At 66.7% G+C, this 22,759-nt stretch carries 22 protein-coding genes; 16 read left to right on the top strand and 6 right to left on the bottom strand.

Features of this window, described 5'->3' with window-relative positions; genetic code table 11:
- Positions 1-2 precede the first annotated feature (2 nt).
- Positions 3-335, bottom strand: coding sequence for a hypothetical protein (locus tag ACTOWK_RS00475; RefSeq protein WP_031371669.1), 333 nt, complete (start codon positions 333-335; stop codon positions 3-5).
- A 247-nt stretch (positions 336-582) separates the two neighbouring features.
- Positions 583-708 (bottom strand): type B 50S ribosomal protein L36, encoded by a 126-nt coding sequence (gene ykgO / locus ACTOWK_RS00470; protein WP_010342887.1) that lies wholly within the window; start codon positions 706-708, stop codon positions 583-585.
- A 317-nt stretch (positions 709-1,025) separates the two neighbouring features.
- Between ykgO and cmk the strand changes: the two genes are divergently transcribed.
- From cmk to galU, 8 genes are all read left to right on the top strand, one after another.
- The gene (gene cmk / locus ACTOWK_RS00465) at positions 1,026-1,718 is read left to right on the top strand and encodes a (d)CMP kinase (protein ID WP_441328641.1); all 693 of its coding nucleotides are present in this window, start codon (positions 1,026-1,028) and stop codon (positions 1,716-1,718) included.
- Positions 1,719-1,990: 272 nt separating this feature from the next.
- The gene (rpsA, locus tag ACTOWK_RS00460) at positions 1,991-3,679 is read left to right on the top strand and encodes a 30S ribosomal protein S1 (RefSeq protein WP_435394246.1); all 1,689 of its coding nucleotides are present in this window, start codon (positions 1,991-1,993) and stop codon (positions 3,677-3,679) included.
- Positions 3,680-3,864: 185 nt separating this feature from the next.
- Complete coding sequence (locus ACTOWK_RS00455) at positions 3,865-4,167, top strand: integration host factor subunit beta (RefSeq protein WP_036103140.1); 303 nt, start codon at positions 3,865-3,867, stop codon at positions 4,165-4,167.
- Between the two features lie 248 nt (positions 4,168-4,415).
- Positions 4,416-4,694: a lipopolysaccharide assembly protein LapA domain-containing protein gene (locus ACTOWK_RS00450; RefSeq protein WP_441328267.1), complete on the top strand. Its 279-nt coding sequence runs from the start codon at positions 4,416-4,418 to the stop codon at positions 4,692-4,694.
- A 2-nt stretch (positions 4,695-4,696) separates the two neighbouring features.
- Positions 4,697-5,875, top strand: a complete 1,179-nt coding sequence (gene lapB / locus ACTOWK_RS00445; protein WP_031371664.1) for a lipopolysaccharide assembly protein LapB — start codon at positions 4,697-4,699, stop codon at positions 5,873-5,875.
- Positions 5,876-5,878: 3 nt separating this feature from the next.
- The gene (locus tag ACTOWK_RS00440; protein ID WP_441328266.1) at positions 5,879-6,856 is read left to right on the top strand and encodes a lipopolysaccharide biosynthesis protein; all 978 of its coding nucleotides are present in this window, start codon (positions 5,879-5,881) and stop codon (positions 6,854-6,856) included.
- Between the two features lie 66 nt (positions 6,857-6,922).
- Complete coding sequence (locus ACTOWK_RS00435; protein WP_441328265.1) at positions 6,923-8,833, top strand: polysaccharide biosynthesis protein; 1,911 nt, start codon at positions 6,923-6,925, stop codon at positions 8,831-8,833.
- Positions 8,833-9,732 carry a UTP--glucose-1-phosphate uridylyltransferase GalU gene (galU, locus tag ACTOWK_RS00430; RefSeq protein ID WP_441328264.1) on the top strand — a complete coding sequence of 300 codons (900 nt, stop codon included), beginning with the start codon at positions 8,833-8,835 and terminating at the stop codon, positions 9,730-9,732. The genes ACTOWK_RS00435 and galU overlap by 1 nt, the downstream gene beginning before the upstream one ends.
- Before the next feature lie 135 nt (positions 9,733-9,867).
- On the opposite strand, the gene ACTOWK_RS00425 is transcribed toward galU, so the two are convergent.
- Complete coding sequence (locus ACTOWK_RS00425) at positions 9,868-10,296, bottom strand: hypothetical protein (RefSeq protein WP_441328263.1); 429 nt, start codon at positions 10,294-10,296, stop codon at positions 9,868-9,870.
- A gap of 92 nt (positions 10,297-10,388) precedes the next feature.
- Here ACTOWK_RS00425 and ACTOWK_RS00420 point away from each other — a divergent pair, with 92 nt between their 5' ends.
- Together ACTOWK_RS00420 and ACTOWK_RS00415 are read left to right on the top strand one after the other, a co-directional pair.
- Positions 10,389-11,684 (top strand): NAD(P)/FAD-dependent oxidoreductase, encoded by a 1,296-nt coding sequence (locus ACTOWK_RS00420; RefSeq protein WP_441328262.1) that lies wholly within the window; start codon positions 10,389-10,391, stop codon positions 11,682-11,684.
- The gene (locus tag ACTOWK_RS00415) at positions 11,681-12,037 is read left to right on the top strand and encodes a tRNA-binding protein (RefSeq protein ID WP_441328261.1); all 357 of its coding nucleotides are present in this window, start codon (positions 11,681-11,683) and stop codon (positions 12,035-12,037) included. Before ACTOWK_RS00420 ends, ACTOWK_RS00415 begins: the two co-directional genes overlap by 4 nt.
- A gap of 298 nt (positions 12,038-12,335) precedes the next feature.
- Here ACTOWK_RS00415 and ACTOWK_RS00410 read toward each other — a convergent pair whose 3' ends face one another.
- The 3 genes from ACTOWK_RS00410 to ACTOWK_RS00400 all read right to left on the bottom strand — a co-directional run bounded on the left by ACTOWK_RS00410 (position 12,336) and on the right by ACTOWK_RS00400 (position 16,791).
- Positions 12,336-13,538, bottom strand: coding sequence for an acetyl-CoA C-acyltransferase (locus ACTOWK_RS00410; RefSeq protein ID WP_441328260.1), 1,203 nt, complete (start codon positions 13,536-13,538; stop codon positions 12,336-12,338).
- 100 nt (positions 13,539-13,638) lie between these two features.
- A complete protein-coding gene (locus ACTOWK_RS00405) occupies positions 13,639-16,014 on the bottom strand; it encodes a 3-hydroxyacyl-CoA dehydrogenase/enoyl-CoA hydratase family protein (protein ID WP_441328259.1) in 2,376 nt (791 codons plus the stop codon).
- Between the two features lie 156 nt (positions 16,015-16,170).
- Complete coding sequence (locus ACTOWK_RS00400) at positions 16,171-16,791, bottom strand: TetR/AcrR family transcriptional regulator (RefSeq protein ID WP_441328258.1); 621 nt, start codon at positions 16,789-16,791, stop codon at positions 16,171-16,173.
- A gap of 262 nt (positions 16,792-17,053) precedes the next feature.
- Here ACTOWK_RS00400 and ndk point away from each other — a divergent pair, with 262 nt between their 5' ends.
- The 6 genes from ndk (at position 17,054) to bamB (ending at position 22,500) form a co-directional block, all read left to right on the top strand.
- Positions 17,054-17,479 (top strand): nucleoside-diphosphate kinase, encoded by a 426-nt coding sequence (gene ndk / locus ACTOWK_RS00395; RefSeq protein WP_031371654.1) that lies wholly within the window; start codon positions 17,054-17,056, stop codon positions 17,477-17,479.
- A gap of 141 nt (positions 17,480-17,620) precedes the next feature.
- The gene (gene rlmN, locus ACTOWK_RS00390; RefSeq protein ID WP_441328640.1) at positions 17,621-18,826 is read left to right on the top strand and encodes a 23S rRNA (adenine(2503)-C(2))-methyltransferase RlmN; all 1,206 of its coding nucleotides are present in this window, start codon (positions 17,621-17,623) and stop codon (positions 18,824-18,826) included.
- The gene (gene pilW / locus ACTOWK_RS00385; RefSeq protein WP_441328257.1) at positions 18,813-19,694 is read left to right on the top strand and encodes a type IV pilus biogenesis/stability protein PilW; all 882 of its coding nucleotides are present in this window, start codon (positions 18,813-18,815) and stop codon (positions 19,692-19,694) included. Before rlmN ends, pilW begins: the two co-directional genes overlap by 14 nt.
- Positions 19,695-19,696: 2 nt before the next feature.
- Entirely contained in the window at positions 19,697-20,524 is an 828-nt protein-coding gene (locus ACTOWK_RS00380; RefSeq protein WP_441328639.1) for a helix-turn-helix domain-containing protein, read from the top strand.
- Positions 20,525-20,635: 111 nt separating this feature from the next.
- The gene (locus tag ACTOWK_RS00375; protein WP_441328256.1) at positions 20,636-21,265 is read left to right on the top strand and encodes a YfgM family protein; all 630 of its coding nucleotides are present in this window, start codon (positions 20,636-20,638) and stop codon (positions 21,263-21,265) included.
- Entirely contained in the window at positions 21,265-22,500 is a 1,236-nt protein-coding gene (bamB, locus tag ACTOWK_RS00370) for an outer membrane protein assembly factor BamB (RefSeq protein WP_441328255.1), read from the top strand. The genes ACTOWK_RS00375 and bamB overlap by 1 nt, the downstream gene beginning before the upstream one ends.
- Positions 22,501-22,759: the final 259 nt, after the last annotated feature.

Here is a 22,759-nt window from a genome sequence, read left to right as displayed (position 1 = left end):
ACTCAAAGGATAGGCGGTTTCGGCCCGATTTCCTCGGCGTCGGCCTTGTTGGCGACCACGTCGATCACCCGGCTCTTCTCGAAGTAGACGGTGAAGGCCGGATAGACCCAGCGGTTGATCTGCGGCCACTGCCGCTTCTGGCCGCCGCGCGGGTCCATGCGCTGGGTCGGCTCGCCGTAGCGCGCCTTGACCTGGTCCATGCTCTGGCCACGGGTCGGCAGCAAAGCCTTGCCTTCCTCCTGCACGCGCTGGATCAGCAGGGTCTCGGCAGAGACGGCGCCGGAAAAGGCGAGCAGGGCGAGCAACAGCGGGGCAACGGCGATACGCGATTTCATGGAAGAGCCACCTCGTCAAAGGACGCGGGGATTCTAGTCACAAGCTGACGCTTAACGGCAGCGTGCGGCCGTCACGGTTTGGCGAAGCCGAGGGAGGATCGGGCTGGATAACGAAGAAAGCCGCCTTGCGGCGGCTTTCGGCTTCGAACCTCGGGCGACGGAAGCCGCCGGCGGGTTTCAGCGCTGACGCGCTTTGACCACGCTGTTCGGTTTCAGCGCTGACGCGCTTTGACCACGTTGTTCGGTTTCAGCGCTGACGCGCTTTGAAACGCGGGTTCGACTTGCAAATCACGAAGACCTTGCCGCGGCGGCGGACGACTTTGCAGTCGCGGTGACGGGCCTTCGCCGACTTCAGGGAGGACAGGACCTTCATGAGAGACCTCGGCAAAAAATTAGGTGAAAGAAGCGGGGTGGAAAAGTTAGCCCGCGATTGTAGCGGACAAATCTTCGTCCGATCAAGTGCTTGCGTGAAAAAAATCCAGCCGGCGCCGGCGAGGAGCGAAATGGCCTGACTGGCGGCGGTGCGCCGCGGGTCTCTGGGCGTAGTGGCCGGGCCCGGGTTTACCCGCACGATCCGGCGGGTCGCGCGCGACCTGGAAGATCGTCCGGCCCAGCCGGACCGGGGGCTTGCGCCCCGATCGGCTGCGGTCGCGAGCCGAAAATGCCTGCTGCCGTCGCATAATGATACGCATGAACAGCGCATCCTCAGACAACAGCAGCATTCCCGTCCTCACCATCGACGGGCCCTCGGGCTCGGGCAAAGGCACCATCAGCCGCCTGGTCGCGCAGCGCCTGGGCTGGCATTACCTCGATTCCGGCGCGCTTTACCGCGCGGTCGGCGTCGCCGCGGGCTGGGCCGATCTCGACCTGGCCGACCCGGCGGCCCTGGTCCGCTGCGCCTTCGACACCCATATCGGCTTCCGCGACGACGATCGCGGCGAGCTGCGGGTGCTGGTCAACGACGTCGACGCGACCGACGAGTTGCGCACCGAAACCGCCGGCGCCGCGGCCTCGGCGATCGCCGCGATCCCCGAGGTCCGGGCCGCGCTCAAGGACCGCCAACGCGCGTTCAGGCAGGCGCCGGGGCTGGTCGCGGACGGCCGCGACATGGGGACGGTGATCTTCCCGGATGCCCCGTTCAAGGTCTTCCTGACCGCCAGCGCCGACGAAAGGGCGGAAAGGCGCTATAAGCAGTTGAAAGACAAAGGGGTTTCGGTTACTTTAGATGGTCTGCTACGGGAGATTCTTGCCCGCGACGCCCGCGACGCCCAGCGTTCGGTGGCGCCGTTGCGTCCGGCCGAAGATGCCGTCCGCATCGATACGACCGGTCTGGGCATCGACACGGTAGTCGAACAGGTGCTGGCTTTGTTGCCTGCGCGCTGAACGACACGAACAGGCGCGATGAGTCCGTGGCAGATGCAATCGCAACACCGTTACAACAGGTTTTTGTTACAGCAGGTTTTCGTTACAGAAGTTCCGTTGCAAACGTTGTCCCTGAAGCCCCGTCGCAATCCTGCGTCGGACTAACCAATAACACATGGTGCAGTTCCATCGCGCCACATAACGGGTGGGTCGACCACGTACTGCTTGCGTTGCCAGTCCGGCAACGATGTCAGACGGTGCGGCCCGTGTGTTTAACCGAGATATCCAATCCAATGACCGAATCATTTGCCGAACTGTTCGAAGCCAGCCAGCAATACCTGGCCAAGCTGAAGCCGGGCGCCATCGTCACCGGTACCGTCGTGGAAGTCCGCGGCGACGTGGTGGTGATCAACGCCGGCCTGAAGTCCGAAGGCATTGTGCCGATCGAACAGTTCCGTAACGACGCCGGCGAGATCGACGTTGCCGTTGGCGACGAGGTCAAGGTCGCACTCGACTCGATCGAGAACGGCTTTGGCGAAACCGTGCTGTCGCGCGAGAAAGCCAAGCGCGCAATGGTGTGGGACGAGCTCGAAGAGGCGCTCGAAAAGAACGAGACCATCACCGGCCGCATCAGCGGCAAGGTCAAGGGTGGTTTCACCGTCGACATCAAGGATGTCCGCGGCTTCCTGCCGGGTTCGCTGGTGGACGTGCGCCCGGTGCGCGACTCCGCCTACCTGGAAGGCAAGGAACTCGAGTTCAAGCTGATCAAGCTGGACCGCAAGCGCAATAACATCGTCGTCTCCCGCCGTGCGGTGGTCGAGAGCGAGTACAGCGTCGAGCGCGAACAGCTGATGGAGAAGCTGCAGGAAGGCGCGATCCTCAAGGGCGTCGTCAAGAACCTCACCGATTACGGTGCGTTCGTCGACCTCGGCGGCATCGATGGCCTGCTGCACATCACCGACATGGCGTGGAAGCGCGTGCGTCACCCGTCGGAAGTCGTGGAAGTCGGTCAGGAACTCGACGTCCGCGTGCTCAAGTACGACCGCGAGCGCAACCGCGTCAGCCTCGGCCTCAAGCAGCTGGGCGAGGATCCGTGGGACAACATCGCCCGTCGCTACCCGGCCAACACCCGCGTGTTCGGCAAGGTCAGCAACGTCACCGATTACGGCGCGTTCGTCGAGATCGAGCCCGGCGTCGAAGGCCTGGTGCACGTCTCCGAGATGGATTGGACCAACAAGAACGTCAACCCGTCCAAGATCGTGCAGGTCGGCGACGAAGTTCAGGTCATGGTCCTCGACGTCGATGAAGAGCGTCGTCGTATCTCGCTGGGCATGAAGCAGGTCACCTCGAACCCGTGGGAGACCTTCGCGGCCATCCACAAGAAGGGCGACAAGGTCGAAGGCCAGATCAAGTCGATCACCGACTTCGGCATCTTCATCGGCCTGGACGGCGGTATCGATGGCCTGGTCCACCTGTCCGACATCAGCTGGAACACCACCGGCGAAGACGTGGTCCGCAACTACAAGAAGGGCGACACGCTGGAAGCCGTGGTCCTGGCCGTGGATCCGGAGCGCGAGCGCATCAGCCTCGGCGTGAAGCAGCTCGAGCAGGACCCGATGGGTCAGTACGTGGCTTCCAACGCCAAGGGCTCGATCGTCAAGGGCACGGTCAAGGAAGTCGACGCCAAGGGTGCGACGATCGAACTGGCCGACGGCATCGAAGGCTACGTCGCCGCACGCGACATCGCCAAGGAGCGCGTCGAAGACGCTTCGCAGTACCTCAAGGTCGGCCAGGAAGTCGAAGCCAAGATCATCGGCACCGACCGCAAGGGCCGCAGCATGCAGCTGTCGATCAAGGCCAAGGACGAGCACGAGCAGCAGGAAGCGATGGCCGACTACAACCGCCAGACCTCCGAAGCCGCCAGCGGCACCACCAGCCTCGGCGCGTTGCTGCGCGAGCGTCTGGGCGGCAAGTCCGAGTAATAGCTGCACGCGTCACGCTACAGGCAGTACGGCCCGGTCGATCCGGGCCGGGTGGTACAGATGCATCCACCGAGGCGGCCCGGCATGGCCGGGTCGCCTTCGGTCTGCGGTAGGGGATCGCAGCCGATCGCGACGTCCGCACGACTTTCTTCACGACCTTCCTAAGGCAAGGCCACGCTTCGTCCATGACCAAGTCCGAACTCATCGAGATCCTTTCGCAGCGTCAGGCCCATCTCAAGGGCGACGATGTGGATCTGGCGGTGAAGGCTTTACTGGAAATGATGGGCGGCGCCCTGTCGGCCGGCGAGCGGATCGAGATCCGCGGCTTCGGCAGCTTTTCGCTGCATTACCGTCCGCCACGCCTGGGCCGCAACCCGAAGACCGGCGAGTCGGTCGCGTTGCCCGGCAAGCACGTCCCGCATTTCAAGCCCGGCAAGGAACTGCGCGAACGCGTCAGCGGCGTGACGCCGCTGGACGAAGAAAGCTGAAAGCATAGGAATGAGTGGCGGCTGCGCCGCCTCGAGCAGCGAGGAACGAGTGGCATCGCCGCCGGCCAGCTCTCGATTCCTTATTTATATGTATTGGCCGCACAGGCCGAGGAGGAGGGCGATCGCGCCCTGACTCACTCCTCACTCCTCCAAACTCGTTTTTCCCGGCTCAACACGCCGCGCGCATGCGCGTCCGTTAAGCTAGGCGCGACACGCACGAGATCGTGCACGACCTCCGGAACTCTCCCATGCGCGTGATCCGTCTCCTCATCGCCTTGGCCTGCCTCGCAGCAGGGGCGATCCTCGGCGCTCTCAACCGCCAGATCGTCAGCATCGACCTCGGCATCGGTTTCGTCCCGGCGACCTCGCTCGGCATCGCCCTGATCGTCGCCCTGTTGCTCGGCGCCCTGATCGGCGGCCTGACCATCAGCGCCAGCGTGGTGCTGCCGTTGCGCCGCCGCCTCAGCCGCGCCGAACGCGCGGCGAGCGCCGCGCCGGCGCCCCCGATCACCGGCCCCGAGGTCTGAACATGGAATTCATCAGCCAGTGGTTCTGGTTCTTTCTGTTGCTGCCGGTGGCGGCCGTGAGCGGTTGGGTGATCGGGCGGCGGGGGGGCGAGCGGCATAGCGACAATCAGGTCAGCCGCTTGTCGACCACCTATTTCCGCGGCCTCAACTACCTGCTCAACGAACAGCCCGACAAGGCGATCGAGTTGTTCCTGCATATCGCCGAGCTCGACAAGGACACCTTCGAGACCCAGGTCGCGCTCGGCCACTTGTTCCGCCGCCGCGGCGAAGTCGACCGCGCGATCCGCCTGCACCAGGCCCTGGTGCAACGGCCGGGCCTGAGCGACCAGCAGAAGGTCCAGGCCTTGCTCGCGCTCGGCGAGGACTATATGCGTTCGGGCTTGTTGGACCGCGCCGAGACGGTGTTCAGCGATCTGGTCGCGCTGGACATGCGCGCGCCGCTGGCCCTGCGCCACTTGATCGGCATCTATCAGTCCGAACGCGACTGGGACAAGGCGATCGAGAACGCCCAGCGCTACGAGGCCGCGACCGGCGAGCCGATGGGCAAGCTGATCGCCCAGTTCGAGTGCGAGCTGGCCGACCGTTACCGCGCCGCCGGCGACACCGATGCCGCGCGCGCGGCGGTCAAGCGCGCCTACGAGGCCGATGCCAACTCGGTCCGCGCCGGCATGCTGGAAGGCCGCATCGAAGTGGAGACCGGCAACGATGCCGCGGCGATCCGCGCCTTCGAGCGCGTCGCCCGCGCCGACCCCGACTATCTGCCGGAAGTGTTGCCGGCCTTGCTGAGTTGCTACGAGCGCGACGGCGACGCCACCGGCGCGCGCGCCTTCCTGGCCGAGATGTGCGAACACTACCGCGGCATCGCGCCGGTGCTGGCGCTGACCCGCATGGTCGAAGCCGAAGACGGGGTGCCGGCGGCGCGTGCCTACCTGGCGCGCCAGCTCAAGGACCGTCCCTCGGTGCGCGGCGAAGCGGCGCTGATCGATCTGACCATCGCCGAAAATGCCGACCCGCTGGCGACTCTGCACGACCTCAAGCACATCACCGATCAGTTGCTGGTGCGCAATCCGAGCTACCGCTGCAACCGCTGCGGCTTCGGCGCCCGTAGTCACCACTGGCAATGCCCGAGCTGCAAGGAATGGGGTTCGGTCAAGCCGCTGTTGAACTACGCGGTGGTCTGAGCGATGTGGCAATGGATCGCGATCTACGCGGCGCTCGGCGCCGCAGGGACCTGGCTGGCGCGCGCCTATGCGCTGCACAGCCGGCTCATCGACGAACCCGGCGAACGCCGCAGCCATAGTGTGGCCACACCACGCGGCGGGGGCATCGCGATCGTCGCCGCGGTATTGATCGCCGCGGCCGCGCTCGGCATCCGCTTTCCCTCGCATGCGCCGCTCGCGTTGGCGTTCGGCATCGGCCTGTTGTTGATCGCCGGGATCGGCTGGGTCGACGACCATCGTCCCTTGTCGCCTTGGCTGCGCTTGGGCGTGCATGCCTTCGCCGCGGCGCTGCTGGCGTTCGCGGTCTGGTATGTCTTGGGTAATGCGTGGCTGGCCTTGGCGGCGTTCGCCCTGGCGGTCGGGCTGACCAATGTCTGGAACTTCATGGACGGCATCAACGGCCTGGCCGCTTCGCAGGCGGCGCTGGTCGCGCTGGCCCTGGTCTGGCTCGGCGGGCCGGTCTGGAGCTGGCTGGCGCTGGCCTTGCTGGCCGCCTGCGCCGGGTTTCTGCCGTTCAATTTCCCGCGCGCGCGGATCTTCATGGGCGATGTCGGCAGCGGCGCAATCGGCTACGCGGTGGCCGCGTTGAGTGTGCTCGCCGCGAGCGGGCTCGGCCCGCGTTCAGGCCTGTTGCTGTTGCCGCTGGCCGCATTCATGGTCGACTCCGGGCTGACCCTGTTGCGACGGGTCCGGCGCGGCGAACGCTGGTGGACACCGCATACTCAGCACGCTTACCAGGTCTGGGCCCGGCGCATCGGCCACACCCGTGTGACGCTTGCCTATGCGGTTTTCACGCTGCTGTCCGTAGTCTGCGTGCGCTATGTGACCGAAGTCCGAACCGGTTTCATCTTATGTATGGGAGCCGCGTGGTATATGTCCGGCGCTTTTTTTTGGTGGCTGATCCAGAAGACCGGGCGCGAAACCGGCAATCCGATCGGCTAGGACGAACCGAACGGCCCGATCTCCGATCCGGCCGAACCGATTGATTTTCTTCAGTAGGGGCAGGGAATGAGTTCATTGCGCGATCGTCTGAAAAGCGGCCTGCCCCGGTTGGCGGTGGTTGCGCACGATCTCGCGATGGTCTGGCTGGTCTGGCAGGCGCTGCACAAGCTGCGTTTCGGCATCACCGCGACCCCGCCGACCCTGCCGCTGTGGTCGACCGAGATCGCCCTGGTCCTGGCCGCGCAAGGCCTGGTGTTCTGGCAGGTCGGCTTGTATCGCGGTCTGTGGCGTTTCGCCGGCGTGCCCGATCTTTGGAACATCTTCAAGGCCTGCATGCTGGGCCTGTTCGCGATCGTCCTGGGTCTGTTCCTCTATAACCGCGTCGACGCCGTGCCGCGCACCGTGCTGGTGCTGTATCCGCTGGTGTTGATGGGCATGCTCGGCGCGCCGCGCCTGCTGTACCGGGCCTGGAAGGACAGCCGCATCGACAGCGTCAACGCGGTCTCGGTGCGGATCCTGATCCTCGGCGCCGGCCGCGCCGGCGAGGCCCTGGTCCGCGACCTGCGCCGTTTCGGCACCTATCACCCGGTCGGTTTCCTCGACGACGCCGCGCGTCTGCGCGGCAGCAAGGTCCAGGGCGTGCCGGTGCTCGGCAACGTCGACGACGTCGCCGAGATCGCGCGCGAGACCGCGGCCAAGCTGCTGGTCATCGCCATGCCGTCGGCCGACGCCAATGCGATGCAGCGCGTGGTCATGGCCTGCGAACGCACCGGCGTGCCGTTCCGGATGGTGCCGCGCCTGCAGGACGTGCTCGAAGGGCGCTCGCTGCCGGGCGAACTCAAGGAAGTCGCGATCGAGGACTTGCTCGGCCGCAAGCCGGTGCTGCCGGACTGGAAGGCGATCCGTGCCTGGCTCGGTGCGCGTTCGGTCCTGGTCACCGGCGCCGGCGGTTCGATCGGTTCCGAGCTGTGCCGCCAGTGCGCGCGCCACGGCGCCGGGCGCATCGCCCTGATCGAGATCGATGAACTGGCGCTGGTCACCACCGAGACCGCGCTGCGCCGCGACTTCCCCGACGTCGAATTCATTCCGATCCTCGGCGACTGCGGCGACAAGGCGCTCATTGAATACGCACTCAAGCTGGCCGCGCCTGACGCCGCGTTCCACGCCGCCGCCTACAAGCAGGTGCCGTTGCTGGAAGCGCAACTGCGCGAGGCGGTGCGCAACAACGTGCTGGCTACCGAGACCGTGGCGCGCGCCTGCCGCGCCGCCGGCGTCGGCACTTTCGTGCTGATCTCCACCGACAAGGCGGTCGACCCGGTCAACGTGCTCGGCGCGACCAAGCGCTTGGCGGAGATGACCTGCCAGTCGCTGGCCGATCAACGCGCCACCCGCTTCGTTACCGTGCGTTTCGGCAACGTACTCGACTCGGCCGGCAGCGTGGTGCCGCTGTTCCGCGAACAGATCCGCAGCGGCGGCCCGGTCACCGTCACCGATCCGGAAGTCACGCGCTTCTTCATGACCATTCCGGAAGCCTGCCAGCTGATCCTGCAGGCTTCGGCGATCGGCACCCACGAGGCGATCTACACCCTCGACATGGGCGAGCCGGTGCCGATCCGCCTGCTCGCCGAGCAGATGATCCGCCTGGCCGGCAAGACGCCGGGCCGCGACGTGGCCATCGTCTATACCGGCCTGCGTCCGGGCGAGAAGCTGCACGAGACCTTGTTCCATGCCGACGAGCGTTACCGCCCGACGGTGCACCCGAAGATTCTCCAGGCCGAGCCGCGCGACGTGTCGAGCGCGGCGCTGGAGAACTCATTGCTGCAGCTGCGCGAGGCTTCGATCCGCTACGACCGCGAGGCGCTCAATACGCTGCTGCGCATCGCGGTACCGGAGTTCCGTCCGGTCGGTGAACATCCTGATTACAAGGAATCGGCTACGGTGGTGGCATTCCCCGCCCGTAACGCCAGGAAGATTTGATGGCCGCACGCATTCGCAAGGCTGTTTTTCCAGTCGCCGGTCTCGGCACCCGCTTTCTCCCCGCGACCAAGACCGTGCCGAAGGAAATGCTGCCGATCATCGATCGGCCGCTGATCCAGTACGCCGTCGACGAGGCGATCGAAGCCGGTTGCGACACCCTGGTGTTCATCACCAACCGCTACAAGCACGCGGTCGCCGACTACTTCGACAAGGCCTACGAGCTCGAACACAAGCTCGAGCGCTCCGGCAAGACCGAACAACTCGAACTGATCCGCAACGTGCTGCCCGAAGGCGTGCGCGCCGTGTTCGTGACCCAGGCCGAAGCCCTGGGCCTGGGCCATGCGGTGCTGTGCGCCAAGGAAGTGATCGGCAACGAGCCCTTCGCGGTGCTGCTGCCCGACGACGTGATCTGGAACCGCGGTCCGGGGGCGCTCAAGCAGATGGCCGACGCCGCGCAGAGCAGCGGCGCCAGCGTGATCGCCGTGCAGGACGTGCCGCGCGAGCAGACCGCGAGCTACGGCATCGTCGCGACCGACAGCTTCCAGGCACGGCAGGGCCGCATTCGCGCCATCGTCGAGAAGCCGTCGCCGGAGGTGGCGCCGAGTACGCTCGCGGTGGTCGGTCGTTACGTGCTCAATCCCAGCATCTTCGAACTGCTCGAAACCACCACGCCCGGCGCCGGCGGCGAGATCCAGCTCACCGACGCCATCGCGACCCTGCTCGAACGCGAAACCGTCAACGCCTATCGTTTCCAGGGCACGCGTTTCGACTGCGGTACCCACCTGGGCCTGATCGAGGCCACGATCCGTTACGCCCTCGATCACGAGAAGCTCAGCGACTCGGCGCGCCAGTTGATGCAGAACGCGCTCAACGAACTCGGCGTCGAAGACCTCGAGTAGTTTCCGGCGTAGGACATCGCGGTGCGACTCTCATGGGCCGCGAAAGCGGCCCATGATCGTTTATGAGCCGCGAATGCGGCCCATGATCGTTATCAACCGCGAATGCGCCATCTCGTCAGCGAGTGCCGCCTGCGATCAGCTGAGCCGGACCCAGGCCGCCACGGCTGCCGCCGCGAACACTCCGGCGGCGCCTTGCGCGATGCGGCCCAGGCGCTCGCTGCGCCGCGACCACTGCAATGCCGCCTGTTCGCGCAGCACCCGTACGTCACGGTAGGTCTTCCAGGCGCGAGGCGGGAATCGGCCTTCCTCGCGCGCGGCGCGGCCGAGCCGGCGCAGGCTGCGCCCCCACAGGGCACTCGGCAAGGCCGGCACGATCAGCATCGCGGCGATCGCGCCGCGCAGCCATCGCCGCGCCTCCTGCGGCGCGCTCGCCAGCGCATGCGCCTGCACCGTCTGCAGCCAGCCGTGCAACAGCCACAGCCCGATCGCGCAAGCGGCCAGGAGCGCGGCCAGCAGCCACAGGCTGCGTCTGCGGTAGGCTAGGTCGGCACGGTGGATTTCCATCGTCTGCATCTCGGCGTTCGGTGTGGCGGCGCAGTCAGGCACCGGTCGCCGCGACGGCCGACCGGCATCATCAAACCCGTTGCGACCCGCTCATGTCCATACCCACCGAAAGCTATTACCGCGCCAGTCTCCACCGCCTGCCTGTGTGGCCGGCGTTCGAGGGAAAGCGCCAGACGCGGGTGTGCGTGATCGGCGGCGGTTTCGCCGGGCTCAACACCGCGCTGGGGCTGGCCGAGCGCGGCCTGAGCGAGGTGACCCTGATCGAGGCGCAGGAGATCGGGCACGGCGCTTCCGGCCGCAACGGCGGCTTCGTGTTCGGCGGTTACTCGCGCGGCGAGGATGCCTTGCTGCGTGAACTCGGTCCGCAACGCGCCCGCGCGCTGTATGCCGGCACCACCGACGCGGTCGAGTTGATCCGCTCGCGCATCCGTCGTCACGGCATCGCCTGCGACGCTATCGAAGCCGGGGTGATCTGGGCCAACTGGTTTCGCGACCGCGAGGTCCTGCGTTCGCGCCAGGCCCTGCTGTCCGAACACTACGGCGTCGACTGGCAATGGTGGTCGCGCGAACGCTTGCGCGAGCAAGTGCGCAGCGAGCGCTATCACGAGGCCTTGTTCGAACCGCAGGCCTTGCATTTTCATCCGCTTAAGTACGCGCACGGCTTGGCGGACTTGGCCGAAAGCCGCGGCGTCGCCGTGCACGAACGCAGCCCGGCGCTCGCGCTCGAGCGCCAGGGTTCGGCCTGGCGGATCAAGACCGAGCGTGGCGAGATCGAGGCCGAACAAGTCGTGTTGGCTTGCGGCGGTTACCTGGCGGGCCTGCGACGCGAGGTCGATGCCGCGGTGATGCCGATCGCGACCTATGCGATGGTGACCGAGCCGCTCGGCGAGCGGCTCGACGAGGCTTTGCGTACACGGGCCGCGGTCTACGACACGCGTTTCGCCTTCGACTACTATCGGCCGCTGCCGGACACGCGCCTGCTCTGGGGCGGACGCATCTCGGTGCTGGACCGCTCGCCGCAGGCGGTCAAGCGCTTGCTCTATCGCGACATGCTGAAGGTGTTCCCGCAATTGGCCGGGACCCGGATCGATTACGCCTGGTCGGGCCTGATGAGCTATGCGCGCCACCAGATGCCGCAGCTCGGCCGCATCGGCGAGGGCCTGTGGCTGGCTCAGGCTTTCGGCGGACACGGCGTCGCGCCGACCACTTTCGCCGGTGAGACCGTCGCCGCGGCGATCGCCCACGGCGACGAGCGTTGGCGCGAGTTGTCCGGCTACGGCCTGGTCTCGGCGATGAAACCCGCCGGTCTGCTGGCGGCGCAACTGAGCTACACCTGGGCGCAATTCAAAGACGCCTACAAAGAACGCAGCGAAGGAAGAGCAGGATGAGCGATACCGATACGAACCGGACCGGCCTGATCGCATGGAGCGACTTCGAGAAAGTCGTGATCTGCGCCGGCACCGTCACCCAGGTCGAAGAGTTTCCGCAGGCGCGCAAGCCGGCATGGAAGCTGTGGGTCGATTTCGGCCCGCACGGCCTGCGCAAGACCAGCGCGCAGATCCGCGATCTGTATTCGGCCGAGGAGCTGGTCGGGCGGCAAATCGTCGGCGTGATCAATTTTCCGCCGAAGCAGATAGGACCGTTCGTGTCCGAATTCCTGCTGACCGGTTTCCCGACCGAGGAGGGCGTGGTCATCGCCGCCCTCGAGCGGCCGGTGCCGAACGGGACGCGGTTGGCGTGAGGGTGGGCAGTCCCTGACGCAATGCAGATGAGCTCGCGTTCAAGGGTAGGAGCGGCGCAAGCCGCGACTAACCGAAGTTGTGTTCGCAAGCGCAATGACCGAAGCCCGGACATCCGGCGTATTTGTCGCGCAGCGCCGGAGGGCCTGGCTTCGGGGACAGCGTGGTATTTCACCACTGCGGTTGATCGCGGCTTGCGCCGCTCCTACCCTGAAAGCAGAGGCGCGGCATCTAAAACGAAAAACCCCGGATCGCTCCGGGGTTTTTTGTGGCTAGCGCCCGCGTGCGGGCCGCAGCCGCTTACAGTGACTCGAACACGCCGGCCGCGCCCATGCCGGTGCCGATGCACATCGTCACCAGGCCGTACTTCTGCTTGCGGCGCTGCAGACCATGCACGATCGTCGCGGTGCGCACCGCACCGGTCGCGCCGAGCGGGTGGCCGAGCGCGATCGCGCCGCCGAGCGGGTTGACCTTGGACGGGTCGAGGTCGCTGTCGCGGATTACCGCCAACGCCTGCGCGGCGAAGGCTTCGTTGAGCTCGATCCAGTCGATCTGGTCCTTGGTCAGGCCGGCCTGCTTGAGCGCCTTCGGAATCGCGGCGATCGGGCCGATGCCCATCACTTCCGGACGCACGCCGGCGACCGAGAAGCTGACGAAGCGGGCGAGCGGGGTCAGGCCGTAGTCCTTGACCGCCTGGCCGGAGGCCAGCAATACCGCGGCGGCGCCGTCGCTCATCTGCGAGCTGGTGCCGGCGGTGACGCTGCCGCCGAACTGGCCGTTGCGGAACACCGGCTTGAGCTTGGCCAGTGCTTCCAGCGAGGCGTCCGCACGCGGGCCTTCGTCGAGTTCGATCAGGCTCTTGCGCAGCTTGATCGTATTGCCCGACAGGTCGGGCACGTGCGAGACGACTTCGAGCGGGCTGATCTCGTTCTTGAACTCGCCGGCCTGGATCGCGGCGATGGCCTTCTGGTGCGAGGCCAGCGCGAACGCGTCCTGGTCTTCGCGCGAGATCTTCCACTCCTCGGCGACCTTCTCGGCGGTGATGCCCATGCCGTAGGCGATGGCGACGTGGTCGTCGTTGAATACCGACGGCGACAGCGCGACCTTGTTGCCCATCATCGGCACCATCGACATCGACTCGGTGCCGCCGGCCAGCATCAGGTCGGCGTTGCCCAGGCGGATTTCGTTGGCCGCCAGCGCCACGGCCTGCAGGCCGGACGAGCAGAAGCGGTTGATGGTCTGCGCGGCGATGGTGTTCGGCAGGCCGGCCAGCAGCACGCCGATGCGCGCCACGTTCATGCCTTGCTCGCCCTCGGGCATGGCGCAGCCGATGATGGCGTCGTCGATGCGGTTGACGTCGATGCCCGGCGCCTGCGCAATCACCGACTTGAGCACGTGGGCGAGCATGTCGTCGGGACGGGTATTGCGGAACACGCCGCGTGGGGCCTTGCCGACCGGAGTACGGGTGGCGGCGACGATGTAGGCTTCTTGAACTTGTTTCATGGATTTCTCCGAAAGCGGGGATTCGGGATCAGGGATTCGGGATCAGTAGGAAGTCGATTCGGGACGCGCTTTGCGAATCCCGAATCTCGAATCACCAATCTCAGTTCCTCAACGGCTTGCCGGTCTTGAGCATGTGCGCGATGCGCTCTTGGGTCTTCGGCATCTGCGCCAGGGCGACGAAATGCTCGCGTTCGAGCTTGAGCAGCCATTCCTCGTCGACCAGGGCGCCGCGGTCGACTTCGCCGCCGCAGATCACCGTGGCGATGCGGCTGGCGATTTCGTAGTCGTGCGGCGAGATGAAGCGGCCTTCGAGCATGTTGGCCAGCAGCATCTTGAAGGTGGCGATGCCGACGTCGCCGGCGACCTGGATGCGGCGGCCGGGCATCGGCGGGCGGTAGCCGCTTTCGGCCAGCGCGCGCGCCTGCGCCTTGGCCACGTGCAGCAGCTCGAAGGCGTTGAAGACGACGCCGTCGCCGGCGCGGGCGAGCTTGAGCTCGCGCGCTTCGAAGGCCGAAGTCGAGACCTTGCCCATCGCCACGCTCTCGAAGGCGGTCTTGAGCTCGGCGAACACGTCGCCGCCCGGACCGGCGGCGTCGGAGGCGCGCACCGCGAACTCCTTCAGGCCGCCACCGGCCGGCAGCAGGCCGACGCCGGCCTCGACCAGGCCGATGTAGCTTTCCAGCGCGAACACCGTGCGCGCCGAATGCATCTGGAATTCGCAGCCGCCGCCGAGCGCCAGGCCGCGCACCGCCGCGACCACCGGTACCAGCGAGTACTTGATGCGCTGGCTGGTGGCCTGGAAGTTGGCGACCATCGCCTCGAAACCCTTGAGGTCGCCGGCCTGCAGCAGGCCCAGCGCGCCGGACAGGTCGGCACCGGCCGAGAACGGCTCCTTCGGCTGCCAGATCACCACGCCCTTGAACTTCTTCTCGGCGATGGCGATGGCTTCCTGGATGCCGTTGAGCACATGGTCGTTGACCGTGTGCATCTTGGTCTTGAAGCTGATCACGGCGATGTCGTCGCCGTCGTCGGCCCACAGGCGGATGCCGTCGTTCTCGAACACGGTCTGGCCCTGCGAGAAACGCTCGCCGAGCAGTGCGTCGGGGAAGCGCTGGCGCGCATAGACCGGGTTGGACGAGCGCGGCACCTGGGCGTTACGGCCCGGGCTGTAGCTGCTGTCCTTGCCGTGCACGCCTTCGCGGCCGTCGAACACCCAGTTCGGCAGCGGCGCGCTGGCCATGGCCTTGCCGGCGACGATGTCCTCGGCGATCCAATCGGCGACCTGCTTCCAGCCGGCGGCCTGCCAGGTCTCGAACGGGCCGAGCGACCAGCCGTAGCCCCAGCGCATGGCGAAATCGACGTCGCGCGCGGTGTCGGCGATGGTTTCCAGGTGGAAGGCGCTGTAATGGAAGCTGTCGCGGAACACCGCCCACAGGAACTGCGCCTGCGGATGCTCGCTGGCGCGCAGCGCGGCGAACTTCTTGGCCGGGTCCTTTTCCTTGAGCAGGGCGGCGATGTCGGCGTCGAGTTCGCCGGCCGAAGCGCGGTAATCCTGCGCCTTCAGATCGAGCACCAGGATGTCCTTGCCGCGCTTGGTGTAGACGCCGGCACCGGTCTTCTGGCCCAGTGCGCCCTTGCCGATCAGCGCCGACAGCCATTTCGGCGCCTGGAAGTACGAGTGCCACGGGTCGTCGGGCAGGGTGTCGGCCATGGTCTTGATGACGTGGGCCATGGTGTCCAGGCCGACCACGTCGGCGGTGCGGAAGGTCGCCGACTTCGGGCGGCCGATCGCCGGGCCGGTCAGCGCGTCGACGGTGTCGAAGCCCAGGCCGAACTGCTCGGTGTGGTGCATGGCGGCCAGCATCGAGAACACGCCGATGCGGTTGCCGATGAAGTTCGGGGTGTCCTTGGCGATCACCACGCCCTTGCCGAGGGTGGTGGTCAGGAAGGTTTCCAGGCCTTCCAGCACCGCCGCGTCGGTGGTCTTGGCCGGGATCAGCTCGGCCAGGTGCATGTAGCGCGGCGGGTTGAAGAAGTGCACGCCGAGGAAGCGGTGGCGCAGTTGCTCGGGCAGCACTTCGGCGAGCTTGTTGATACCCAGGCCGGAGGTGTTGGAGGCCAGCACGGCGTGATCGGGCACGTAGTCGGCGATCTTCTTGTACAGGTCCTGCTTCCAGTCCATGCGCTCGGCGATGGCTTCGATGACCAGGTCGCAACCGCGCAGCTGTTCCAGGCCGGTGTCGTAGTTGGCGGCGGTCAGGCGCTCGGCCAGGGCCTTGCTGGCCAGCGGCGCCGGGCTCAGCTTGGCCAGGTTGGCGATGGCCTTGTTGACGATACCGTTGGGATCGCCTTCCTTTGCGGCCAGGTCGAACAACACCGTGTCGACACCGGCATTGGTGAGGTGCGCGGCGATCTGGGCGCCCATGACGCCGGCCCCGAGGACCGCGGCACGGCGGACAAGCAATTGCTTAGACATCGTCTACAACTCCTTGAAGAAAAACGGAAATCTTGGATGTGGGCGAGGGGAGAGGGCGGGAATCCAGAGGGGATCCGGGAAGCAATCCAGGATCGACCGGGGGCGCTGGGCCGTCCGGCGACGCCGGTCCCCGCCGGGACCGGCATCTGGCGCCGCTCAGCTCTTGAAGCCGGCGGCGGCGAAACGGATCAGTTCGCGGGCGGCACGCTCACGGTGCGCCGCTTCGGTGACACCGGCGGGTCGCTTGATCAGGCCGAAATCGGCCATGGCATAGGTCAGCGAACCGGCCAGGAAGTCCAGACGCCAGTACAGCTCCTCCTTGCTGAGGTTCGGCACGGCGCCGGCGATGGCCTTGGCGAATTCGCGCAGGACATGGCCGTAGTGGTCGGAGAGGAATTTGCGCAGGCTGTCGTTCTTCTCGGCGTAGGCGCGGGCGATCACCCGCACGAAGGCGCCGCCGCCATTGCGATCCTGGGCCAGCGCCAGCGCGGGCTCGACGAAGGCGGCCAGGATCGGTTCGAGCTCGCCGGGGTGGCGTTCGACCGCGGTCTTGAGCGCGCTCATGCGTTGCTCGGTCATCTCGTCCATGCGCCGGCGGAACACCTCGTTGACCAGGTTTTCCTTGCTGCCGAAGTGGTAATTGACCGCGGCGATGTTGACGTCGGCGCGGCTGGTGACCTGGCGCAACGAGGTGCCGGTGAAGCCGAACTGGGCGAACAGTTCCTCGGCGGCGCCGAGGATGCGGTCCTTGGTCGAAAAATGGGCGGTCGTGGTCATGGGGCGCGGGCTACTCCTGGACGACCGTCGCGACGGCCTGAATCAAACGCTTGTTTGATGCTAGTCCGGGTCCCCGAAATCGTCAATCTCGGTCCCGCCGACGCCCGCCGGGCGGCCGGCGAGAGCGGCGGCGGAGGATGTAAACCAAGTGATTATTCCGTTAGAATTACCGCAGCCATATCGGCTAAACCCGCGTCCCGTCGCGGGTTTTCTGTTATTCTCGGGCCGACCGTAAAGCGGCCCGCCTACCCGGAGACTTTCCATGGCGCTGGAGCGCACCCTGTCCATCATCAAGCCCGACGCCGTTGCCAAGAACGTGGTCGGCGAGATCTACACCCGTTTCGAGAAGGCCGGCCTGAAGGTCGTCGCCGCCAAGATGAAGCACCTCTCGAAGCAGGAAGCCGAAGGTTTCTACGCCGTGCACCGCGAGCGTCCGTTCTTCGCCGCCCTGGTCGAGTTCATGATCAGCGGTCCGGTGATGATCCAGGCGCTGCAGGGCGACAACGCCGTGCTCAAGAACCGCGAGCTGATGGGCGCCACCAATCCGAAGGACGCAGCGCCGGGCACGATCCGCGCCGACTTCGCCGACAGCATCGACGCCAACGCCGTGCACGGTTCGGACAGCCTGGAGAACGCCGCGATCGAAATCGCGTACTTCTTCCCGGCGACCGACGTCTACGCGCGCTAAGCGAAACCTTAGAGCACGACAGTGAACGACATCCGCGACAACGCAAACGATCTTCCCGCAGCCGCCAGCGAGCAGGCGAAGGAAACCGCTGCCGCGCGCGCGGATGTCGCCGGCACCCCGGTATCGAACGCGATACCGAGCGTGCTGGTCGGTAATGCGGCGGCGCCGGCTTCGGCCGGCGCCGTCGTGCCCGACAACGGCAAGACCAACCTGTTCGATTTCGACCGCGTGCAACTCGAGGATTTCTTCGAGCAGACGCTGGGCGAAAAGCGCTATCGCGCGCACCAGGTGATGAAGTGGATCCACCACCGCTACGTCACCGACTTCAACGACATGACCGACCTGGGCAAGGCCCTGCGCGGCAAGCTCGAGGCGCATGCGCAAGTGCGCGCGCCGATGGTCATCTACGACAAGCCCTCCACCGACGGCACCCACAAGTGGCTGCTCGGCATGGACGCGAAGAACGCGATCGAGGCGGTCTACATCCCCGACAAGGGCCGCGGCACGCTGTGCGTGTCCTCGCAGGTCGGCTGCGCGTTGAACTGCCAGTTCTGTTCGACCGCGACCCAGGGCTTCAACCGCAACCTGTCGACCGCCGAGATCATCGGCCAGGTCTGGGTGGCGGCGCGTCACCTCGGCAACGTCCCGCACCAGCAGCGCAAACTCACCAACGTGGTGATGATGGGCATGGGCGAGCCGCTGATGAATTTCGACAACGTCGTGCGCGCGATGAGCATCATGCGCGACGACCTCGGCTACGGCCTGGCCAACAAGCGGGTGACGCTGTCGACCGCCGGCATGGTGCCGATGATCGACAAGCTCGGCGAAGTCAGCGACGTCTCGCTCGCGGTGTCGCTGCATGCGCCCAACGACGAGCTGCGCACCGAGCTGGTGCCGCTCAACAAGAAATACCCGATCGAGCAACTGATGGATGCCTGTGTGCGCTACGCGCTGCGCAAGCGCGGCACCTCGGTGACCTTCGAGTACACCCTGATGAAGGGCGTCAACGATCAGCCGACCCATGCGCGCCAGCTGGTCCGTCTGCTGCGCCAGTTCGACAATGCGGTGCAGATGAAGGATGCCGCCAAGGTCAACCTGATTCCGTTCAACCCGTTCCCCGGCACTCGCTTCGAGCGGCCGGACGAGACCGCGATCCGCGCCTTCCAGAAACTGCTTAACGACGCCGGCATGATCGCGCCGGTGCGCCGCACCCGCGGCGACGACATCGACGCGGCCTGCGGCCAGCTCAAGGGCCAGGTCATGGATCGGACCCGGCGTCAGGCCGAATTCCGCAAACAACTGCAAGCCCAAGGCCTCGACCAGGATGTCGGCGATGCCGCTGCCTGAGTTTCTGCGTACCACAGCGTCGAACCCTCGTCCCGCTGCGCCGCGCGTCCGCGCCGTACGCAGCATCGTCCTGCTGACCGTCGTCGTGCTGGCGGCCAGCGCTTGCAACCGGCTCAGCTTCATCCGCCCGAACATGGAGCGCAAAGGCTTCAAGCAGACGGCGGTCGAGTACGACATCGGCGACAAGCGCGGCGGCGGTTCGGGCGGCGAAGCCAGCGCGCTCGGCCGCATCCAGTCGGCGCAGAGCCACTTGATGGCCGGCGACCGCGACAAGGCCCGCTCCGAGATCAAGCAGGCCCTGCAGTTCGATTCGAAATCGGCCGAGGCCTACAGCCTGCTGGCGGTGATGGCCGAGCAGGACGGCAACAACGCCCAGGCCGGCGCCCATTACCGCAAGGCCGCCGAGTTGGCGCCCGGCCGCGGCGCCGCGCTCAACAACTACGGCGTCTGGCTGTGCGCGAACAACCGCGCCAGCGAGGGCCTGACCTGGTTCGACAAGGCGCTGGCCGATCCGCGCTACGGGACCCCGGCGGTGGTGCTGGCCAACAGTGGCGCGTGCGCCGACACGCTGGGGCAGGGCGATCGCGCCGATCGCGACCTGCGTCTGGCGATTTCGCTCGATCCGACCAATGCCATGGCGCTCGGTGCGATGGCCAAGCGGCAGCTGCGTCTGGGCAACGCCTTCGAGGCGAGGGCCTTTTCTGAACGCCGGCTGGCCGTTGAGCCAATCACCGCTGAAGCGCTGATGACTGCGTCACAGATCGAACAAAAACTCGGCGACATGGCTGCCGCCGCAAGATACGTTCAGCGAATGAGGGCGGAGTTCCCTGACGCGCAGGGCTCCGGAACGGGGGATGGCGGTAGGTGAAGATGCAGTCGAACGAATTCGCGCCTGAAGGCGGCGGAAGCTGTGGCGCGCGTCTGAAACAGGCCCGCGAGGCAGCGGGGCTGTCCATCGAAGACGTCGCGGCACGGCTGAAAATGCCGTCGCGGGTAGTGCAATCGCTGGAGAACGACGACACCGGCAGCGCCGGTGCGCCGGTGTTCGTGCGCGGCCAATTGCGCAGCTACGCGCGTCTGGTCGGCATCGATCTGGAAGGCCAGCTCAGCGGCACGCCGCTCGCCTCGACCGCGCCGTCCGAACTGATCAGCCATACCCACACGCCGCGCTATCGCCGCGTGTTCGAACAGACCACCCGCCGCGCCATCTATATCGTGATGACCGCGGCGATCGCCGTGCCGGTGGTGATCGCCACCCGCCCGCACCTGACCAACAGCGGCAACGTGCAATCGCTGGAAATGCCGGCGAACCCGGCCGGTGCCGAACACGGCGCGGCTTTGGTCGCGCAATCGCCCGCAGCCGCGTCGACACCGCCGCAGCGCACCCCGCTGGTCGCCTCGATGACCCCGGCGCTGTCGCAGATCCAGGCCAGCAAGACCCTGACCCTGAATTTCACCGGCGAAAGCTGGATGCAAGTGCGCGGAACCGACGGCCGGGTGCTCGACGAGGGCACCGTCCAGGCCGGTCAGACCCGCAGCTACAACCTGGGCGAGGTCGCCTACGTCAAGCTCGGCAACGTCTCCGGCGTGGAAGTCCGCAAGACCGGCGAGTCGGTCGATCTGGCGCCGTTCAGCCGCGGAAGCGTGGCGCGCTTTACGCTATCCTCTGACGGTTCCCTCGCGCCAGCGTCTAATTGATCCGCGCTGCGGGTTCGCGACCATCACCGGCCCGCGTTGCGGGCCGGTCCTCATTGACTTCGGCTTCGCCCTTGCGGGCGAGGACCTAGCACGGCGGCCTACGGCGTACTCATGGCGATAGACGATCTGCTCGACGAACACGAACAAAGCGAACGGGTACTGGCCTGGTTGCGCAGCAACGGTGCCGGCCTGATCGGCGGCATCGCCCTGGGTCTGGCCGCGATCGGCGGCTGGAAGTGGTGGGGCAACCACCAGCTCGAAACCCACGGCAAGGCCGCGACCGAATATCAGACCGCGGTCGATGCGGTACAGGCGAAGGACAAGGCCGGCGCGGCCAAGGTCAAGGCGCTGCCTGCGGGCATGTACCAGACCCTGGCTTCGCTCGACCTGGCCAAGTCGCAGGTCGACGCCGACCAGCGCGACGCCGCGATCGCGACCCTGCGCGGGATCAAGACCGAGGACGCCGCGATCGCCGAGATCGTCAAGCAGCGCCTGGCGCGCTTGCTGATCGACGCCAAACAGCCGGCCGAAGCGATCAAGTTGCTCGACAAGTCGAGCTCGCCGATGGCGATCGAAGTGCGCGGCGACGCGCAGTTCGCGCTCGGCAAGCACGATCTCGCCCGGGCCGATTACGGCACCGCGCTCGGCAAGCTCGACGAGGCCTCGCCGCGTCGCCGCCTGCTCGAACTCAAGCTCACCGAAGCCGGCGGCACGCCGGCCAAGCCCGAGGCCAAGTCTTGATGAAGTCCGCTGAAAACAGGTTCTCCGGCCGCCCCGCCGTCCGCAATACCGCCGCGCTCGTGCTGTGCGCTTTCGCGCTCAGCGGTTGCACGACCATCAAGGGTTGGTTCGGCGGCGGCAAGAAGGACGACGGCAAGCCCAACGAGCCGACCGAGCTCACCGACATCGCCCCGAGCGTCAAGGTCGACAAGATCTGGTCGGCCAATGCCGGCAAGGGCGAGGAGCGCATCGGCGTTCGCCAGGGCCCGGCGGTGGCCGACGGCCGCGTCTACGCCGCGGCGGTCAAGGGCGGCGTGCACGCCTACGACCTGCAGACCGGCAAGCAGGTCTGGCACTTCCAGCCCATGCGCAGCGACAAGGACAAGAAGGACAAGGACATCCGTCTGTCCGGCGGTCCGGGCGTGGGCGACGGCCTGGTCGTGATCGGCGGGCTCGACGGCGAGGTGATCGCGCTCGACGCGGCCAGCGGCGAGCAGAAGTGGACCGCCAAGGTCTCCAACGAAGTCATCGCCGCGCCGACCATCGGCCTGGGCATGGTGTTCGTGCGTTCCAACGACGGCCGCATTACCGCGTTCGACGCCGCCAGCGGCGAGCGCCGCTGGTTCTGGGTGCATGAAGTGCCGATGCTGACCGTGCGCGGCAACGGCTCGCCGGTGCTTGGCCCGGGCTTCGTCTTCGTCGGCAACGACGACGGCACGGTCAGCGCGCTGTCGGCGACCGACGGCCGCCCGATGTGGGATCTGCCGGTCGCGCAGCCGGAAGGCCGCAGCGAACTCGACCGCATGGCCGACATCGACGGCACCCCGGTGCTCGAAGGCACCACCCTGTACGCCAGCAGCTTCAAGAAGCAGACCATCGCGATCGACGCCCAGGGCGGCCGGCCGATGTGGGTCAGCGAACACGGTGGCGTCGGCCGTCTCGGCGTCGGCAGCGACCGTCTGGTCGTCAGCGACCCGACCGGCCTGGTGTTCGGCCTCGACAAGGCCGGCGGCAGCGCGCTGTGGCAGCAGCCCGGCCTGGCGCGTCGCAGCCTGACCGGCGCGGCGGTGCAGGGCGATTACGCCGTGGTCGGCGATTTCGACGGCTACGTGCACTGGCTCAAGCTCGACAACGGCGAGTTCGCCGCGCGTGCGCGCGTCGGCGGCAAGCTGCTGCGCGCCACCCCGGTGGTCGCCGACGGCGTGCTGATCGTGCAGAACGTCGAAGGCGAGCTGACCGCGTTCAAGTTGCAGTAAGACCGCGAATCGGGAGCGGGCCCAGCCCCGACTCTCGTGTCCTGCGGACACTCGCGGCCCGGGCGGCGCAAGCCGTACCGGGCCGTTCGTTTGATCGATACCCCTGTCGGCACCCAAGAGTCGGTGTCTGCAGGTCCCCAATGCCCGCGCCCGGGCGCTCTCGGGAACCGGCGAGGGCCTGGGCGAAAGCGTCTTCGCGCCCGCTCTGGCACTATGGCGCCTGTTTCGGCAGCCTCGCGCCGATCGATTCCTGGGCCGA

The sequence above is a fragment of the Lysobacter sp. CA196 genome, from assembly GCF_052078695.1.
Taxonomy (GTDB): domain Bacteria; phylum Pseudomonadota; class Gammaproteobacteria; order Xanthomonadales; family Xanthomonadaceae; genus Lysobacter.
Note: the sequence above shows the minus strand (reverse complement) of the source record. Positions and strands in the feature narration are given on the sequence as shown.

Excerpts from the sequence above, each read along its gene's own strand:
- ACTOWK_RS00475 (WP_031371669.1), bottom strand. The coding sequence starts at position 335 with ATGAAATCGCGTATCGCCGTTGCCCCGCTGTTGCTCGCCCTGCTCGCC.
- ykgO (WP_010342887.1), bottom strand. The coding sequence starts at position 708 with ATGAAGGTCCTGTCCTCCCTGAAGTCGGCGAAGGCCCGTCACCGCGAC.
- cmk (WP_441328641.1), top strand. The coding sequence starts at position 1,026 with ATGAACAGCGCATCCTCAGACAACAGCAGCATTCCCGTCCTCACCATC.
- rpsA (WP_435394246.1), top strand. The coding sequence starts at position 1,991 with ATGACCGAATCATTTGCCGAACTGTTCGAAGCCAGCCAGCAATACCTG.
- ACTOWK_RS00455 (WP_036103140.1), top strand. The coding sequence starts at position 3,865 with ATGACCAAGTCCGAACTCATCGAGATCCTTTCGCAGCGTCAGGCCCAT.
- ACTOWK_RS00450 (WP_441328267.1), top strand. The coding sequence starts at position 4,416 with ATGCGCGTGATCCGTCTCCTCATCGCCTTGGCCTGCCTCGCAGCAGGG.
- lapB (WP_031371664.1), top strand. The coding sequence starts at position 4,697 with ATGGAATTCATCAGCCAGTGGTTCTGGTTCTTTCTGTTGCTGCCGGTG.
- ACTOWK_RS00440 (WP_441328266.1), top strand. The coding sequence starts at position 5,879 with ATGTGGCAATGGATCGCGATCTACGCGGCGCTCGGCGCCGCAGGGACC.
- ACTOWK_RS00435 (WP_441328265.1), top strand. The coding sequence starts at position 6,923 with ATGAGTTCATTGCGCGATCGTCTGAAAAGCGGCCTGCCCCGGTTGGCG.
- galU (WP_441328264.1), top strand. The coding sequence starts at position 8,833 with ATGGCCGCACGCATTCGCAAGGCTGTTTTTCCAGTCGCCGGTCTCGGC.
- ACTOWK_RS00425 (WP_441328263.1), bottom strand. The coding sequence starts at position 10,296 with ATGGAAATCCACCGTGCCGACCTAGCCTACCGCAGACGCAGCCTGTGG.
- ACTOWK_RS00420 (WP_441328262.1), top strand. The coding sequence starts at position 10,389 with ATGTCCATACCCACCGAAAGCTATTACCGCGCCAGTCTCCACCGCCTG.
- ACTOWK_RS00415 (WP_441328261.1), top strand. The coding sequence starts at position 11,681 with ATGAGCGATACCGATACGAACCGGACCGGCCTGATCGCATGGAGCGAC.
- ACTOWK_RS00410 (WP_441328260.1), bottom strand. The coding sequence starts at position 13,538 with ATGAAACAAGTTCAAGAAGCCTACATCGTCGCCGCCACCCGTACTCCG.
- ACTOWK_RS00405 (WP_441328259.1), bottom strand. The coding sequence starts at position 16,014 with ATGTCTAAGCAATTGCTTGTCCGCCGTGCCGCGGTCCTCGGGGCCGGC.
- ACTOWK_RS00400 (WP_441328258.1), bottom strand. The coding sequence starts at position 16,791 with ATGACCACGACCGCCCATTTTTCGACCAAGGACCGCATCCTCGGCGCC.
- ndk (WP_031371654.1), top strand. The coding sequence starts at position 17,054 with ATGGCGCTGGAGCGCACCCTGTCCATCATCAAGCCCGACGCCGTTGCC.
- pilW (WP_441328257.1), top strand. The coding sequence starts at position 18,813 with ATGCCGCTGCCTGAGTTTCTGCGTACCACAGCGTCGAACCCTCGTCCC.
- ACTOWK_RS00380 (WP_441328639.1), top strand. The coding sequence starts at position 19,697 with ATGCAGTCGAACGAATTCGCGCCTGAAGGCGGCGGAAGCTGTGGCGCG.
- ACTOWK_RS00375 (WP_441328256.1), top strand. The coding sequence starts at position 20,636 with ATGGCGATAGACGATCTGCTCGACGAACACGAACAAAGCGAACGGGTA.
- bamB (WP_441328255.1), top strand. The coding sequence starts at position 21,265 with ATGAAGTCCGCTGAAAACAGGTTCTCCGGCCGCCCCGCCGTCCGCAAT.